This window comes from Enterobacter cloacae complex sp. IR53041 (assembly GCF_049238285.1).
GTDB classification, from domain to species: Bacteria; Pseudomonadota; Gammaproteobacteria; order Enterobacterales; family Enterobacteriaceae; genus Enterobacter; species Enterobacter roggenkampii.
In genome coordinates this window covers 98,547-114,490 of sequence record NZ_JBMKHB010000009.1, presented here as the reverse complement: position 1 = coordinate 114,490, position 15,944 = coordinate 98,547, and the positions used below count along the sequence as shown (strand labels likewise).

The 15,944-nt window shown below is 55.8% G+C and carries 15 protein-coding genes; 9 read left to right on the top strand and 6 right to left on the bottom strand.

Annotated features, from left to right (window positions below; genetic code table 11):
• Positions 1-164: 164 nt before the first annotated feature.
• From nsrR to rlmB, 3 genes are all read left to right on the top strand, one after another.
• On the top strand, positions 165-590 hold the full coding sequence (gene nsrR, locus ACOTXF_RS09015) for a nitric oxide-sensing transcriptional repressor NsrR (protein WP_023293453.1): 426 nt from the start codon (positions 165-167) through the stop codon (positions 588-590).
• Between the two features lie 38 nt (positions 591-628).
• Positions 629-3,070, top strand: a complete 2,442-nt coding sequence (gene rnr, locus ACOTXF_RS09010; RefSeq protein ID WP_008502912.1) for a ribonuclease R — start codon at positions 629-631, stop codon at positions 3,068-3,070.
• A 66-nt stretch (positions 3,071-3,136) separates the two neighbouring features.
• Positions 3,137-3,868: a 23S rRNA (guanosine(2251)-2'-O)-methyltransferase RlmB gene (gene rlmB, locus ACOTXF_RS09005; protein WP_008502911.1), complete on the top strand. Its 732-nt coding sequence runs from the start codon at positions 3,137-3,139 to the stop codon at positions 3,866-3,868.
• Positions 3,869-3,959: 91 nt separating this feature from the next.
• Here the strand turns inward: rlmB and ACOTXF_RS09000 are convergent, their stop codons facing one another.
• Positions 3,960-5,234, bottom strand: coding sequence for an MFS transporter (locus ACOTXF_RS09000; RefSeq protein ID WP_047744926.1), 1,275 nt, complete (start codon positions 5,232-5,234; stop codon positions 3,960-3,962).
• 194 nt (positions 5,235-5,428) lie between these two features.
• On the opposite strand from ACOTXF_RS09000, the gene ACOTXF_RS08995 reads away from it, so the two are divergent.
• Positions 5,429-7,051, top strand: a complete 1,623-nt coding sequence (locus ACOTXF_RS08995; protein ID WP_232926828.1) for an isovaleryl-CoA dehydrogenase — start codon at positions 5,429-5,431, stop codon at positions 7,049-7,051.
• Here the strand turns inward: ACOTXF_RS08995 and ACOTXF_RS08990 are convergent.
• From ACOTXF_RS08990 to bsmA, 3 genes are all read right to left on the bottom strand, one after another.
• The gene (locus tag ACOTXF_RS08990; RefSeq protein WP_047744924.1) at positions 7,048-8,979 is read right to left on the bottom strand and encodes a methyl-accepting chemotaxis protein; all 1,932 of its coding nucleotides are present in this window, start codon (positions 8,977-8,979) and stop codon (positions 7,048-7,050) included. The genes ACOTXF_RS08995 and ACOTXF_RS08990 overlap by 4 nt on opposite strands.
• Positions 8,980-9,151: 172 nt before the next feature.
• Positions 9,152-9,439, bottom strand: a complete 288-nt coding sequence (yjfN, locus tag ACOTXF_RS08985) for a DUF1471 family protease activator YjfN (RefSeq protein WP_021240708.1) — start codon at positions 9,437-9,439, stop codon at positions 9,152-9,154.
• 136 nt (positions 9,440-9,575) lie between these two features.
• On the bottom strand, positions 9,576-9,905 hold the full coding sequence (bsmA, locus tag ACOTXF_RS08980) for a biofilm peroxide resistance protein BsmA (protein ID WP_023616161.1): 330 nt from the start codon (positions 9,903-9,905) through the stop codon (positions 9,576-9,578).
• A gap of 137 nt (positions 9,906-10,042) precedes the next feature.
• On the opposite strand from bsmA, the gene yjfP reads away from it, so the two are divergent.
• The gene (gene yjfP / locus ACOTXF_RS08975; protein WP_032655253.1) at positions 10,043-10,765 is read left to right on the top strand and encodes an esterase; all 723 of its coding nucleotides are present in this window, start codon (positions 10,043-10,045) and stop codon (positions 10,763-10,765) included.
• On the opposite strand, the gene ulaR is transcribed toward yjfP, so the two are convergent.
• Complete coding sequence (gene ulaR / locus ACOTXF_RS08970) at positions 10,762-11,517, bottom strand: HTH-type transcriptional regulator UlaR (RefSeq protein ID WP_008502904.1); 756 nt, start codon at positions 11,515-11,517, stop codon at positions 10,762-10,764. The genes yjfP and ulaR overlap by 4 nt on opposite strands.
• Before the next feature lie 109 nt (positions 11,518-11,626).
• Entirely contained in the window at positions 11,627-12,691 is a 1,065-nt protein-coding gene (ulaG, locus tag ACOTXF_RS08965; protein WP_006810379.1) for an L-ascorbate 6-phosphate lactonase, read from the bottom strand.
• Between the two features lie 359 nt (positions 12,692-13,050).
• Between ulaG and ulaA the strand changes: the two genes are divergently transcribed.
• From ulaA to ulaD, 4 genes are read left to right on the top strand one after another with little or no spacing between them, the layout of a single operon-like run.
• Positions 13,051-14,484: a PTS ascorbate transporter subunit IIC gene (ulaA, locus tag ACOTXF_RS08960; RefSeq protein WP_232926827.1), complete on the top strand. Its 1,434-nt coding sequence runs from the start codon at positions 13,051-13,053 to the stop codon at positions 14,482-14,484.
• A gap of 12 nt (positions 14,485-14,496) precedes the next feature.
• Positions 14,497-14,802 (top strand): PTS ascorbate transporter subunit IIB, encoded by a 306-nt coding sequence (ulaB, locus tag ACOTXF_RS08955; protein WP_003856022.1) that lies wholly within the window; start codon positions 14,497-14,499, stop codon positions 14,800-14,802.
• A 9-nt stretch (positions 14,803-14,811) separates the two neighbouring features.
• The gene (gene ulaC / locus ACOTXF_RS08950; protein WP_003856024.1) at positions 14,812-15,279 is read left to right on the top strand and encodes a PTS ascorbate transporter subunit IIA; all 468 of its coding nucleotides are present in this window, start codon (positions 14,812-14,814) and stop codon (positions 15,277-15,279) included.
• A 12-nt stretch (positions 15,280-15,291) separates the two neighbouring features.
• Positions 15,292-15,942, top strand: coding sequence for a 3-keto-L-gulonate-6-phosphate decarboxylase UlaD (ulaD, locus tag ACOTXF_RS08945; RefSeq protein WP_008502901.1), 651 nt, complete (start codon positions 15,292-15,294; stop codon positions 15,940-15,942).
• Positions 15,943-15,944 lie beyond the last annotated feature (2 nt).

Below are 15,944 nucleotides of genomic sequence, written 5' to 3'. Positions count from 1 at the left end.
CCCGTAGGCCGGATAAGCGTAGCGCCATCCGGCGACCGCTCCTGGATCTCCGCTTTTTCGCCCCGTCTGTCAAATAAATTAGCCGCTAACTATCTGGCTGGTTTATCATCATTAATGAATATCTCTGCGGTTTGTCCGCGATTTCCCTTTTTCCTGAGGTTGATGTGCAGTTAACAAGTTTCACCGATTACGGCTTACGCGCGCTGATCTACATGGCGTCGTTACCCGATGGGAAAATGACCAGTATCTCTGAAGTCACTGAGGTCTACGGCGTATCCCGTAATCATATGGTCAAAATAATCAATCAACTTAGTCGTGCCGGATACGTTGCTGCCGTCCGCGGGAAGAATGGTGGGATCCGTCTCGGTAAACCGGCACAGAGTATTCGTGTTGGCGATGTGGTACGTGAACTGGAGCCGCTGTCTCTGGTGAACTGCAGCAGCGAGTTCTGCCACATCACGCCCGCTTGCCGCCTGAAAAAGGCGCTTTCTAAGGCCGTGCAAAGTTTTCTCAAGGAGCTGGATAACTACACGCTGGCCGATTTGGTTGAAGAGAATCAACCGCTTTATAAATTATTGCTGGTGGAATGAAGAAAATTTCCACCGGAGCTGACAACGGAGGAACCGACATGTCACACGATCCTTTCCAGGAACGCGAAGCCGAAAAATACGCGAATCCTATCCCCAGCCGCGAGTTCATCATTGAACACTTAACAAAACGCGAAAAACCCGCCAATCGTGAAGAACTTGCTGTTGAATTAAACATTGAAGGTGAAGAGCAAATTGAAGCCCTTCGCCGCCGCCTGCGCGCGATGGAGCGTGACGGGCAGCTGGTCTTTACCCGCCGCCAGTGCTACGCGCTGCCAGAACGCCTCGATCTGCTGAAAGGGACCGTCATTGGTCACCGCGATGGCTTCGGCTTCCTGCGCGTGGAAGGCCGTAAAGACGATCTGTATCTCTCATCTGAACAGATGAAAATGTGCATCCACGGCGACCAAATTCTGGCGCAGCCGCTGGGCGCTGACCGTAAAGGTCGCCGAGAAGCGCGCGTCGTGCGCGTCCTGGTGCCAAAAACCAGCCAGATTGTTGGCCGCTACTTTACCGACGCGGGCGTGGGCTTCGTGGTGCCGGACGACAGCCGTCTGAGCTTCGACATCCTGATCCCACCTGAAGAGGTGATGGGCGCCCGCATGGGCTTTGTGGTGGTGGTGGAACTCACCCAGCGCCCAACCCGTCGCACCAAAGCGGTAGGTAAAATCGTCGAAGTGCTTGGCGATAATATGGGCACCGGCATGGCCGTTGATATGGCGCTGCGCACCCACGAAATTCCATACATCTGGCCGAAAGCGGTTGAAGAGCAGATCGAAAGCCTGCGTGAAGAAGTGCCGGAAGAATCCAAAGTGGGCCGCGTGGATCTCCGCTCCCTGCCGCTGGTTACGATCGACGGTGAAGACGCCCGTGACTTCGATGACGCCGTCTACTGCGAGAAAAAACGCGGCGGCGGCTGGCGTCTGTGGGTAGCGATTGCAGACGTAAGCTACTACGTTCGTCCGCATACTCCGCTGGATAACGAAGCGCGCAGCCGTGGTACGTCGGTCTACTTCCCGTCGCAGGTTGTACCGATGCTGCCGGAAGTGCTGTCTAACGGCCTGTGTTCCCTGAACCCGCAGGTTGACCGCCTCTGTATGGTTTGCGAGATGACCATCTCCAACAAAGGGCGCTTAACTGGCTATAAATTCTACGAAGCGGTGATGAGCTCGCACGCGCGTCTGACCTACACCAAGGTCTGGCATATGCTGCAGGGCGACCAGGATCTGCGCGAACAGTACGCGCCGCTGGTTAAACACATCGAAGAGCTGCATAACCTCTATAAAACGCTGGATCAGGCGCGCGAAGAGCGCGGCGGGATCTCCTTTGAGAGCGAAGAGGCGAAATTTATCTTCAACGCCGAGCGCCGCATTGAGCGCATCGAGCAGACTCAGCGTAACGATGCGCACAAGCTGATTGAAGAGTGTATGATCCTGGCGAACATCTCGGCGGCACGCTTCGTTGAGAAAGCCAAAGAGCCTGCGCTGTTTCGTATTCACGATAAACCGTCGACGGAAGCCATCACCGCGTTCCGCTCCGTGCTGGCCGAGCTCGGTCTGGAGCTGCCGGGCGGCAATAAGCCAGAGCCGCGCGATTACGCCGAGCTGCTGGAATCCATTAGCGATCGTCCTGATGCAGAAATGCTACAGACAATGCTGCTGCGCTCGATGAAGCAGGCGATTTACGATCCGGAAAACCGCGGTCACTTCGGCCTGGCGCTGCAGTCTTACGCCCACTTTACGTCGCCGATCCGTCGTTACCCTGACCTTTCGCTGCACCGTGCGATCAAGTATCTGCTGGCGCAGGAGCAGGGCCATAAAGGGAACACCACTGAAACCGGTGGCTACCACTATTCGATGGAAGAGATGCTGCAGCTGGGTCAGCACTGCTCCATGACCGAACGCCGTGCCGATGAAGCAACCCGCGACGTGGCGGACTGGCTGAAATGTGACTTTATGCTGGACCAGGTCGGTAACGTCTTCAAAGGCGTGATTGCCAGCGTGACCGGCTTTGGCTTCTTCGTTCGTCTGGACGAGCTGTTTATCGACGGTCTGGTGCACGTCTCCAGCCTGGATAACGACTACTACCGCTTCGACCAGGTCGGTCAGCGTCTGATCGGCGAATCTGGCGGCCAGACCTATCGTCTGGGCGACCGTGTGGAAGTGAAGGTTGAGGCCGTGAATATGGACGACCGTAAAATCGACTTCAGCCTGATCTCCAGCGAGCGCGCGCCGCGTAACGTCGGTAAAACCGAGCGCGAAAGAGCGAAAAAAGGCGGAAACGGCAAAACGAGCGGCAAGCGCCGTCAGGCCGGTAAGAAGGTGAACTTCGAGCCGGACAGCGCGTTCCGCGGCGAGAAGAAGCAGAAGCCGAAGGCGGCGAAGAAAGAAGCCCGTGCCGCGAAGAAACCTTCCGCGAAGACACAGAAAATAGCGGCCGCCACCAAAGCGAAGCGCGCGGCTAAGAAAAAGCAGGCGGAGTAAATTCTCCCCTCACCCTGACCCTCTCCCCAACCGGGAGAGGGGAAATACTTATTACGAGAACCATCAATGAGTGAAATGATTTACGGCATCCACGCGGTGCAGGCCCTTCTCGAGCGCGCACCGGAGCGTTTTCAGGAAGTGTTTATTCTGAAAGGGCGTGAAGACAAACGTCTGATGCCGCTGATCCACGCCCTGGAAGCGCAGGGCGTGGTGATCCAGCTGGCTAACCGCCAGTTCCTGGATGAGAAAAGTGAAGGTGCTGTTCACCAGGGGATCATTGCCCGCGTGAAGCCGGGGCGTCAGTATCAGGAAAACGATCTGCCGGATCTGATCGCTGAGCTCGAGAATCCGTTCTTCCTGATCCTCGATGGCGTTACCGATCCGCACAACCTCGGCGCGTGTCTGCGTAGTGCGGATGCGGCGGGTGTGCATGCGGTGATCGTGCCGAAAGATCGTTCCGCGCAGCTGAACGCGACGGCGAAGAAAGTGGCCTGCGGCGCGGCGGAAAACGTTCCGCTGATCCGCGTGACCAACCTGGCGCGCACCATGCGTATGCTGCAGGAAGAGAACATCTGGATCGTCGGTACTGCCGGTGAAGCGGATCATACCCTGTATCAGAGCAAAATGACCGGCCGTCTGGCGCTGGTGATGGGGGCGGAAGGTGAAGGCATGCGTCGTCTGACGCGCGAGCACTGCGACGAGCTGATCAGCATCCCGATGGCGGGCAGCGTGTCCTCCCTGAACGTGTCTGTTGCGACGGGCATCTGCCTGTTTGAAGCGGTGCGTCAGCGCGGGTAGCCTGTTATGCCGGGTGGCGGCTTCGCCTTACCCGGCCTACAAAGGCACGGTACCGTAGGCCCGGTAAGCGTAGCGCCACCGGGCATTAACCTCATTCCTCCAGTGACCGCAGATGGTCATCCTTCCTCAGCGTCATCAGCGCGAAAATACTCACTACTGCCGTCGCCATCACGTAGTACGCCGGAATATCCAGATTGCCCGTCTGCTTAATCAGCCCGGTTATGATTAACCCTGCGCATCCCGAGAAAATCGCGTTCGATAACGAGTAGGCCAGCCCCAGCCCCGTATAGCGCACGCGGGTCGGGAACATCTCAGAGAGCATCGCCGGGCCCGGCCCTGCCAGCATGCCCACCAGACCGCCCGCAATCAATACCACTATCGCTTTCACCGCCAGCGTGCTGGACTCCGCCTGCAGAAGTTTCAGCAGCGGCAGGGCGAGGATCAGCAGCAGCGCGGTGGCGATAATCATCACCGTGCGACGCCCGATCCGATCGCTCAGGATCCCCGACGGAATGATCGTCAGCGCAAACCCAACGTTCGAAATCACTGCGATCAACAGCGCCTGATTAAACCCGGTGTGCAGCGCCGACTGCAGATAGGTCGGCATAATGACCAGGTAGGTGTACCCCGCCGCAGACCAGACCATCACGCGGCCAATCCCCATCACGATGGCCCGGAGCGTGGCGGCAATGTCCGCCTGAGCGACGGCCGGTTTGTCCTGCTGCTGCACAAAGCTGGGTGTCTCCTCCATGCTGACGCGAAGCCACAGCGCAACAGCGCCCATGGGCAGCGCCAGGAAGAAAGGAATGCGCCAGCCCCAGTCGTGCAGGGCTTCAGGCGTGAGGATGGCGGAGAGCAGCGCCACGATGCCGGCACCCGCTAACAGCCCCAGCGCCACGGTAAAGGACTGCCAGGCACCATAGAGCCCGCGCTTGCCTCGCGGGGCGAACTCCGTCATCAGCGAGACTGCACCGCCGTACTCGCCGCCCGCGAACAGCCCCTGCAGGATCCGAAGCAGCGTAACGATCAGCGGTGCGGCAATCCCGATGCTGGCGTAGACCGGCACAATGCCGATGGCGGCGGTGGCCAGCGTCATGAGCACCAGCACAATAATAAGCGTCGGTTTACGGCCAATCCGGTCGCCGATGCGGCCAAACACCACCGCCCCCAGCGGGCGGAAGAAGAAGGCGATGGCAAATGAGGCGTAGGTGAGGATCAGGCTGGTAAGCCCCGCTTCCCCTTCAAGCTGAAAGAAGTTCTTCGCAATGACGGTCGCCAGAAAACCGTAGACCGCAAACTCATACCACTCGATAAAGTTACCAATGGAGCCGGCAATTAATGCTCGCTTGTGCGCATCCGGTTGCATAACTTTCCTCACTGAAAGGGGGAGAGAATAAATTATTCAACAAAAGCGAAGTCATGAAATAGTTTATTCTTATGTTCTGTGAGCTATTTCACGAATGATATCAGCGGGATCGTGAACGTGTGACTCCCCTCCCATGCAGCGTGTGCGCGGTCTGTCCATACTTATCGTCATTGCCACTGAAGGAGGGAGACAGTATGCACTGGCAGACTCATACCGTTTTCAATCAACCTGCACCACTCTCTAACAGCAACCTTTTTCTCTCGGACTGCGCGCTGCGTGACGCAGTCTCGCGTGAGGGTGCCGAGTGGGATATCGAACTGCTCGCCAGCATCGGACAGCAGTTAGGCACAGCAGAGTCGCTGGAGCTGGGCAGGCTGGCGAACGTGAATCCGCCGGAGTTGCTTCGCTATGACGCCACCGGAGAGCGACTGGATGACGTTCGCTTTCACCCGGCATGGCACCTGCTGATGCAAGGGCTGTGTGCCAATCGGGTACATAACCTGGCATGGGAAGAGGAGGCACGTAAAGGGTCGTTTGTCGCCCGGGCCGCACGCTTTGTGCTTCATGCTCAGGTTGAGGCAGGCACGCTTTGTCCCGTCACCATGACGTTTGCCGCGACACCGCTCCTGCAGCAGGCACTCCCTAAACTATTTCACGACTGGCTGACGCCTCTGCTCAGCGATCGCTACGATCCTCATCTGGCGCCTGGCGCGCAAAAACGCGGCCTGCTGATCGGTATGGGGATGACGGAAAAACAGGGCGGCTCGGACGTGCTGAGCAACACCACCAAAGCGGAAAAATGCAGCGACGGTAGCTACCGGCTGGTGGGCCATAAATGGTTTTTCTCCGTCCCGCAAAGCGATGCGCATCTGGTGCTGGCACAGGCGAAGGGCGGGTTGTCCTGCTTTTTTGTGCCGCGCTTTTTACCTGACGGACAGCGCAACGCCGTCCGGCTGGAGCGCCTTAAGGACAAGCTCGGGAACCGTTCCAACGCCAGCAGCGAGGTAGAGTTTCTTGATGCCTCCGGCTGGCTGCTGGGAGAAGAGGGCGAAGGGGTACGGCAGATCCTCAAAATGGGCGGCCTGACGCGCTTTGACTGCGCGCTGGGCAGCCACGGACTGATGCGTCGTGCGCTGTCCGTGGCGCTATACCACGCGCATCAGCGTCAGACCTTCGGCAAAAATCTTATCGCTCAGCCGCTCATGCGTGAGGTGTTAAGTCGGATGGCGCTGGTGCTGGAGGGGCAAACGGCGCTGCTGTTTCGCCTGGCCCGGGCGTGGGATAAACGCGCGGATCCCCAGGAAGCGGCATGGGCGCGGCTGTTTACCCCGGCCGCGAAATTTAGCGTGTGCAAAGCGGGCATCCCGTTTGTGGCGGAAGCGATGGAGGTGCTGGGCGGAGTCGGGTACTGCGAGGAGAGCGAACTTCCCCGCCTGTATCGCGAGATGCCGGTGAACAGCATCTGGGAAGGGTCCGGCAATATCATGTGCCTGGACGTGCTGCGCGTGCTGGTGAAGCAGCCGGGTATTCACGATCTGCTTGCCGATGAGTTTGCACAGGTAAAAGGGCAGGACAGACACTTCGACCGCAGCTGGCGACAGCTTCAGCAAAAACTGCGTAAACCGCAGGAGGCGCAGGGGCGGGAAATTGCGCAGCAGCTTTTCCTGCTGGGTGCCGGAAGCGAAATGCTGCGGCACGCATCGCCCCCGGTGGCGCAGGCGTGGTGCCGCATGATGCTGGATACCCGTGGCGGTACGCTGATGAGCGAGCAGGTGCAAAATGACCTGCTGCTGCGTGCGACGGGCAGAGTCGGTTAGTCTTTTAGCTGGAACAGACTCACCAGTTGAGCCAGATGTGACCCTTTCTCGCGCAGCGTTTGAGCGGTTTGTTCGCTGCGTGAGATACGATCCGCATTAATATGCGACGCTTCGCCAATGTGGGTCATGGCGAGATTCACCTGGCCAATCCCTGCGGACTGCTCGCGTGAGGCATGGTTAATCTCGGTGACCAGCTGGCTGATGTTATCGATATGAATGATGATGTCATCCATCGCCAGGCGCGTCTGTTCAGACAGCGCATGGCCTTCGCTCACTTTCCTGAGCGTATCGCCAATCAGCTGTTCAATCTCCTTCACCGCGTTAGCGCTGCGTCCGGCCAGGGCGCGAACTTCCTGCGCAACCACCGCAAACCCTTTCCCGTGCTCGCCCGCGCGGGCCGCTTCCACCGCCGCATTCAGCGCCAGGATATTGGTCTGGAAAGCGATGGACTCAATCACGCGCGTGATGTCTTCGATGCGTTTTGACGCCTCGCGAATGTCGTCCATGGTCGACACGGCGTGGGTGACCGTCTCACCGCCCTGATGGACCGCGAGGGAGGTTTCACCCACCAGCTGCTGCGTTTGCTCCATGTTGGCGGCATTTTGCTGTACGGTGGCGGCCAGCTGCTCCATGCTGGCGGAGGTCTCTTCCACGCTGCTGGCCTGCTTGTTGATCTGCTCAGAAATCTCGCCGGTATCGGAAGCCAGCGCGTTGGTGCCCAAATGGATCTCGCCTGCGGCCTCGCGAACCTGCAGAACAATTTTTTGCAGGCCGCCGCCGATGCCGTTAATGGCGTCGATCAGCTGGCCGACCTCGTCCTGACGCGTCACGGGCAGGCTGGAACGGAGATCCCCTGCAGCATATTGCCGGGCAAGATGGATCACTTTGCTCAGCGGTCGGGTCAGCACACGGCGAATAAGGACCACGAACAGGCCAGCAAACAGGATAGATAAGACCACGCCGGCCAGCAGGAAGCGATCGCGCATGGCGTTAACGCTTGAGAGCAGCACCGATTTATCCACTTCGCCCACGATAGTCCAGTTCCAGCCTGGCAGCGGGGTATACGCCATTTTAAGCGTGCGGCCGTCGTCGCTTACGCGTTCCAGGGTGCCGGGCTTGTCACCCAGAAGCTGCTGCTGCGTCGCGTCGTCCCACTTCGGCAACTGCCCCTCTTCACCGGCATGGAACAGGTATTGCCCGCGCGTTTTGCCGTTGCTGCGATCCAGCACGAAGAAGTGACCGCTCTCACCCAGGCGGCGGGTGAGGATTTTCTCGCGCATGACGTTCCAGGAGTGCGTAATGTCCACGCCAACGAAGACGATCGCAATGACCTGTCCTTCGGCGTTTTTAACCGGCTGATACTGGGTGATATAGCGTTTGCCAAACAGCAGCGCCAGTCCGCGGTAGACTTCCCCTCTGTTGACGGCGGCAAAGGCCGGGCTGGCGGTATCCAGCACGGTGCCCATCGCCCGCTCGCCATTCTCTTTGCGCAGGGAGGTGGCTACGCGAACAAAGTCATTACCGCTGCGTACAAACAGCGTCGAAATGGCTCCCGTACGGTTCAGGAACTCGTCAGACAGGGTGTTGTTTTGATGCAGTCCGGTGTCACCGCCTTTCAGAAGCGGGACGCTGAGTCCGTTAATCGTCTGAGCCTGGGAAGTATCAATATTCAGTGGCTGCGGTAAAAAAGTGGTAAACAGCCGGGTATAACTCTCAACCTCTTCACTCAGGCTGGTGTTAAACATCTGCACCATGTCGACCATGCCGGTGGACTGATTGTGCAGGTCTTCTACCGCAAGGGCTTCAAGCTGCTGGCTGGCTTTTTGACTGAGCAGAAAAGTGAAAAGCAGAAACAGCGTGGCGACACTGACGCCCGTAAGCAGCGACAGCTTCGCCCCCAGGCCAGCACGGCGAAAAACGTTGATCATAAATTGCTCATCATTGAATAGGTATGGTTCTTCAACGGCAGAGCGGAGATTACGTTTACTAAATTAATGTAACAAAATGTTATTTTGTTGTTATTGATTGGTTTTTAATAAGATAAAAAATTTGCAAAAGCGAAAAGCCACTAAAAATAAGTGGCTTTTATCAGGAGGGAGTTTACACGTAGAGAATGGCCTGTACCCGCCAGTGGTCGATATGGTTATCTTCCTGCATCTGGATGATGCGATACCAGGAAGCACCCTGCTCATCGGCCTTTAATGCCACGACGCGTTCAACGTCTTGCGGGCTCCCCGAGATATTATTCACGGAGATCTGGCCAATTTCATTCAGGCCAGTTACACAGTCAGCACTGGCGAATTCTGCTGACTGCGCGGTGGTGCTCACCAGGCCTGCGGAGAGCAACAGAGAGGTCAAAGCAAGAGTTCGTTTCATCGTCAGCTCCATTTCACATATTTCCGGTATCCGCCGGGCAATCCTTCGCGAATAAACTCCCATCCCTTGTCGCTGGCATGGAGTTTATTGTGGACAGGAAAATGTCTATGGACGCAAAGCAGTGTAAATGTCGTTCAAAGGTAAACCATTATTTTCGGTACAAAATGGCCTGTGAATACCACTGCCCCGTTATGATGGTTTCGTCGATCATAATAATGACGTAATAATCTGCTTTGGCGGCGACGGCTTGTGCCTTTATTGCCTCTTCTGCGTCATCCGGCGAACCGCGAACCAGCGCGGAGACGGTGCCCATTCGTTGTAATCCTTCCGTCTGATTACGACGAATCTCCTGCGGATGATCGGCAACCGGGGGAGCGGGTTGCGGTGTTCCCTGCAGTGCGCTACAGCCGCTAAGCAGAAACACCAGCAATAAAGCAGCAAACCTGTGCATAACCATATCTCGTTTCCTGATAGCCATAGTGTAGTTGTCTGTGAATTTAGTTTTGGGGGAATGTTCCCGAAGTGTTAGCTGGGACGTAATTTTCGAATGAAAATAGCCTGAAACCGTAATCCAGTTCTCAACATTATGAATCATCCATTCGTGCAGGGTCGACAATGATTGAAATTGAAATACGCCATCTCGGCGACCATGAAATCTTACACGCTATGCCAGCGGGTAAACGTGATAAACCGCTGCCTGTTGTGGTTTTTTATCATGGATTTACCTCATCGAAGCTGGTTTACAGTTACTTTGCGGTCGCGCTGGCGCAGGCAGGTTTTCGCGTGGTGATGCCGGATGCGCCTGACCACGGCGCACGATTTATGGGTAATGAGCAGGCGCGCCTTGGGCAGTTCTGGCACATACTGCACGGGAGTCTGACCGAGTTTGCCGGATTGCGCGATGCGCTTTATGAGGCAGGGCTGGTGGCCGAGAATCGTCTGGCCGTGGCCGGGGCGTCGATGGGCGGTATGACAGCCCTGGGGATCATGACGCACCATCCAGAAGTGAGGTCGGTCGCCTGTCTGATGGGCTCGGGTTATTTTACCTCGCTGGCGAAGACCCTTTTTCCCCCTCAGGATTTAGCGGAAATCACCGCGAGGCTGGAAGAGTGGGAAGTAACCCGGGCATTGCCGCGCCTCGCAGATCGCCCGCTTTTGCTGTGGCACGGTGACGCGGATGATGTGGTGCCACCTGACGGTACCTTCCGCCTGCAGCAGGCGTTAAAGAAGGAAGGGCTGGACGGTAATCTGACCTGTTTGTGGGAATCAGGCGTTCGCCACCGCATTACGCCAGCGGCGCTGGACGCCACGGTAGCGTTTTTCCGCCAGCACCTTTAAACGCGCAGCACTTTTACTCCCTGATCTTCCAGCTTCTGGAGGATCTCGGGGTTAGCCCCTTTGCCGGTGATCACCAGGTCGATCTGTTCTGCGCGGCTGAACAGCATGCCTGCGCGTTCACCGACTTTACTGCTGTCGACCAGCACCACGAGTTTGCCTACCACGTTGAGCATGTTTTGTTCCGCCATCGCGGTCAGCATATCGGTTTTATACAAACCTTCAGCGGTCAGGCCTTTGCCGCTGGTAAACATCCAGTGTCCGGCGTAGAGACTGTTTTCGCTGTCCTGTGGGCTAAGCGTAATCGACTGACTTTTATTGTACTGACCACCCATGATCACCACGCTCTCATGCTCCTGATCGATGAGATAGTTGGCGAGCGGTAAGTAGTTCGTGATGATTTGCACCGGCTTGCCGCACATCTCGCGGCCCAGCAAAAACGCCGTAGAGCCGCAGTTGATAACGACACTCTCACCGGGATTCACCAGCTGCGACGCGGCTCTGGCGATCCGTACTTTTTCATCGTGATTCTGCGCCTGATGAATGTTCATCGGCGTCCAGCGGGGGCGCTGCTGGCTAATGGCTTCCGCACCGTTGCGAACTTTTTTCAGCTTGCCGCTTTCATCCAGCTTGTTAATGTCTCGCCGCGCGGTGGCGGGGGAAATCCCTAAACGTTCGATCACTTTCTCGACGGTGATAAACCCTGTTTGCGCCAGGAGTTCCAGTAAAATTTGATGCCGTTGCGCTTCCGTCATGAGCTATTCCGATAAGAATTGATTTGAAAAGATGATATTTGAAATAGCGTGAAATTACTAAAATAAATATGAAATCGCCAGACACAAGTCTGGCGATGTGGCCTCGGAATCAGAGGAAGGACTTAAACGGCAGGTCAGGCTCAATGGTGAAGCAATCATCGAAACCACGCGGGTAGTGGTACTCAAGATTGTCTTTGTCCAGCGGCCAGGTGAACTTGCCGCCTACCTGCCAGATAAATGGCTTGAAGCCGTACTTCAGGCGGTCTTTTTTCATCTCCCACAACACGCGAATTTCCTGCGGATCGGCCTGGAAATTTGACCAGATATCGTGGTGGAACGGAATAACGACTTTTGTGTTCAGCGCTTCCGCCATGCGCAGCATGTCGGCGCTGGTCATTTTATCCGTAATACCGCGCGGGTTCTCGCCGTAGGAGCCCAGGGCCACGTCAATCTGATGCTCGTTACCGTGCTTAGCGTAGTAGTTGGAGTAGTGGGAGTCACCGCTGTGATACAGGGAGCCGCCCGGCGTTTTGAACAGGTAGTTCACCGCGCGCTCGTCCATGCCGTCTGGCAGTACACCTGCCGCTTTTTGATCGGCCGGCAGCGTAATCAGAGCGGTACGGTCAAAGGCATCAAGAGCATGGATTTCAATGTCTTTGATTTTCACCACGTCGCCCGGTTTCATCACGATGCAGCGCTCTTTCGGCACACCCCAGCCAATCCAGAGATCCACGCAGGTCTGCGGCCCGATAAACGGCACATCGTCCGCGCAGTTTTGCATCACCGCTGCCGCCACGTTTACATCAATATGGTCGTTGTGATCGTGGGTAGAGAGTACGGCATCGATCTGACGAATGGCAAAAGGATCAAGCACAAACGGTGTAGTACGCAGGTTCGGCTGGAGTTTTTCAACGCCGGCCATACGCTGCATCTGGTGGCCTTTTTTCATCAGCGGGTTACCGTGGCTCTGTTTGCCGGTGCCGCACCAGAAATCGACGCAGATATTGGCGCCACCTTCTGATTTCAGCCAGATCCCGGTGCAGCCCAGCCACCACATTGCAAACGTGCCAGGAGCAACCTGTTCCTGCTCGATTTCTTCGTTCAGCCAGCTACCCCACTCCGGAAAGGTGCTCAGAATCCATGATTCACGGGTGATGGTTTTCACTTTACTCATCGTTTTGACTCCTGGTTTTAATCAAAAGTAATCACATTGTGATTCGTTGTGATTAATGCTGGCACCATTTTACGCGCTTTGCAATAGCGAAAATGCGGAATTTTATCTGCTCAACGTCACAGACTCTCTGCTTGTTACTTGTTAGATTATCGCGCAATAAACATTAATTTCATGAATTATAAGGACTAATTTATTTCTTTTGTGCGGTAGTGAAAATCATTACTAACTGAAGGGAAATAAATTGCGTGATGCGTCACAAATAATCAAATTCAATCTTGTGGTGATTATTTGTGATTAATAGAGTGATGGCACCAACCGCACAGGGATTGCCCCTCGTGTTCTCATTTCTGGAGAGAGTTATGGAGATCCTCTACAACGTCTTTACCGTTTTCTTTAATCAGGTAATGACCAACGCCCCGCTGTTGCTGGGTATCGTGACGTGCCTGGGATATATCCTGCTGCGTAAAAGCGTCAGCGTGATTATTAAAGGCACCATCAAAACCATTATCGGTTTCATGTTGTTGCAGGCGGGGTCGGGCATACTGACCAGCACGTTTAAGCCAGTCGTTGCCAAAATGTCGGAAGTGTATGGCATTAATGGGGCTATCTCTGATACCTACGCCTCAATGATGGCGACCATCGATCGTATGGGCGATGCCTATAGCTGGGTAGGTTACGCCGTTCTGCTCGCGCTGGCGCTGAACATTATCTATGTTCTGCTCGCGCTGGCGCTGAACATTATCTATGTTCTGCTGCGCCGCATTACCGGTATTCGCACCATCATGCTCACCGGGCACATTATGTTCCAGCAGGCGGGGCTGATTGCGGTTTCTCTCTATATCTTCGGTTACCCAATGTGGACCACGATTATCTGCACCGCGGTGCTGGTCTCGCTCTACTGGGGTATCACCTCCAACATGATGTACAAGCCAACCCAGATAGTGACCGACGGTTGCGGTTTTTCCATCGGTCACCAGCAACAGTTTGCTGCCTGGATTGCTTATAAAGTTGCGCCGTACCTGGGCAAAAAAGAAGAGAGTGTTGAAGACCTTAAGCTGCCTGGCTGGCTGAATATCTTCCATGACAACATCGTGTCGACCGCGATTGTGATGACCCTCTTCTTCGGCGCCATTCTGCTCTCCTTCGGTATTGATGTGGTGCAGGCGATGGCGGGGAAAACCCACTGGACGGTTTACATCCTGCAGACCGGTTTCTCTTTCGCCGTGGCTATTTTCATCATTACTCAGGGCGTGCGTATGTTCGTCGCCGAACTGTCTGAAGCTTTCAACGGTATTTCTCAGCGCCTGATTCCTGGCGCGGTACTGGCCATCGACTGTGCCGCTATCTATAGCTTCGCGCCAAACGCGGTGGTCTGGGGATTTATGTGGGGCACCATCGGCCAGCTGATTGCGGTGGGTATCCTGGTCGGCTGCGGCTCCTCAATCCTGATTATTCCGGGCTTTATCCCGATGTTCTTCTCCAACGCCACCATCGGCGTATTCGCTAACCACTTCGGTGGCTGGCGCGCGGCGCTCAAGATCTGCCTGGTAATGGGCATGGTTGAAATCTTTGGCTGCGTGTGGGCGGTCAAGCTCACCGGTATGAGCGCCTGGATGGGCATGGCGGACTGGTCAATTCTGGCACCGCCGATGATGCAGGGTTTTGCCTCCATCGGACTGATCTTTATGGCCATCATCATCCTGATTGCTCTGGCTTATATGTTCTTCGCTGGCCGTTCGCTGCGAGCTGAAGAAGATGCGGAAAAACAAACAGCAGAAGTGTCTGCTCATTAAGGAGTTTCGATTATGACCGTACGTATCCTGGCTGTGTGTGGTAATGGGCAAGGCAGCTCCATGATCATGAAGATGAAAGTGGACCAGTTTTTAACCCAGTCCAACATCGACCACACGGTGAACAGCTGCGCAGTGGGTGAATACAAAAGTGAGCTGAACGGCGCGGACATCATCATCGCCTCTACTCATATCGCCGGCGAAATTAGTGTGTCGGGTAATAAATATGTGGTGGGCGTACGCAACATGCTGTCGCCTGCGGATTTCGGACCAAAACTGCTGGAAGTGATCAAAGAACACTTCCCACAAGACGTGAAGTAAGGACGCCACATGAAACTACGTGATTCGCTGGCAGAGAATAACTCCATCCTTTTACAGGCCGAAGCCAGTACCTGGCAGGAAGCGGTGAAGCTGAGTGTGGATCTGCTGGTTAAGGCTGACGTTGTCGAGCCGCGTTACTACCAGGCGATTCTGGATGGCGTAGCGCAGCATGGCCCTTACTTTGTGATTGCGCCAGGCCTGGCGATGCCGCATGGCCGCCCGGAAGAGGGCGTTAAGAAAACCGGCTTCGCGCTGGTGACGCTGAAAACGCCGCTGGTGTTTAACCACGAAGATAACGACCCGGTCGACATCCTTATCACTATGGCGGCTGTCGATGCCAATACCCACCAGGAGGTGGGCATCATGCAGATCGTCAATCTGTTTGATGACGAAGCCAATTTTGACCGTTTACGCGCCTGCCGCACCGCGCAGGACGTGCTGGATTTAATTGATAACGCCACTGCGGCGGCCGTTTAAGAGGAATTGAATATGTCATTACCCATGTTGCAAGTTGCGCTGGATAACCAAACGCTGTCTCACGCTTACGAAACCACCCGCCTGATTGCGGAAGAAGTGGACATCATTGAAGTGGGTACCATTCTGTGCGTGGGCGAAGGCGTTCGTGCGGTTCGTGACCTGAAAGCGCTCTATCCGCATAAAATCGTGCTGGCGGATGCCAAAATCGCCGACGCAGGCAAAATCCTCTCCCGCATGTGCTTCGAAGCCAACGCCGACTGGGTCACCGTGATCTGCTGTGCGGATATCAACACCGCCAAAGGCGCGCTGGACGTGGCAAAAGAGTTTAATGGCGACGTGCAGATTGAGCTGACCGGCTTCTGGACCTGGGAGCAGGCGCAAGAATGGCGTGACGCAGGCATTCAGCAGGTGGTGTATCACCGCAGCCGTGATGCGCAGGCCGCAGGTGTGGCGTGGGGCGAGGCGGATATCAGCGCCATCAAACGTCTGGCCGATATGGGCTTCAAAGTGACCGTCACTGGCGGTCTGGCGCTGGAAGATCTGCCGCTGTTCAAGGGCATTCCGATTCACGTCTTTATTGCCGGTCGCAGCATTCGTGATGCGGCGTCCCCGGTGGAAGCGGCGCGTCAGTTCAAACGCTCAATCGCTCAGCTTTGGGGCTAAGG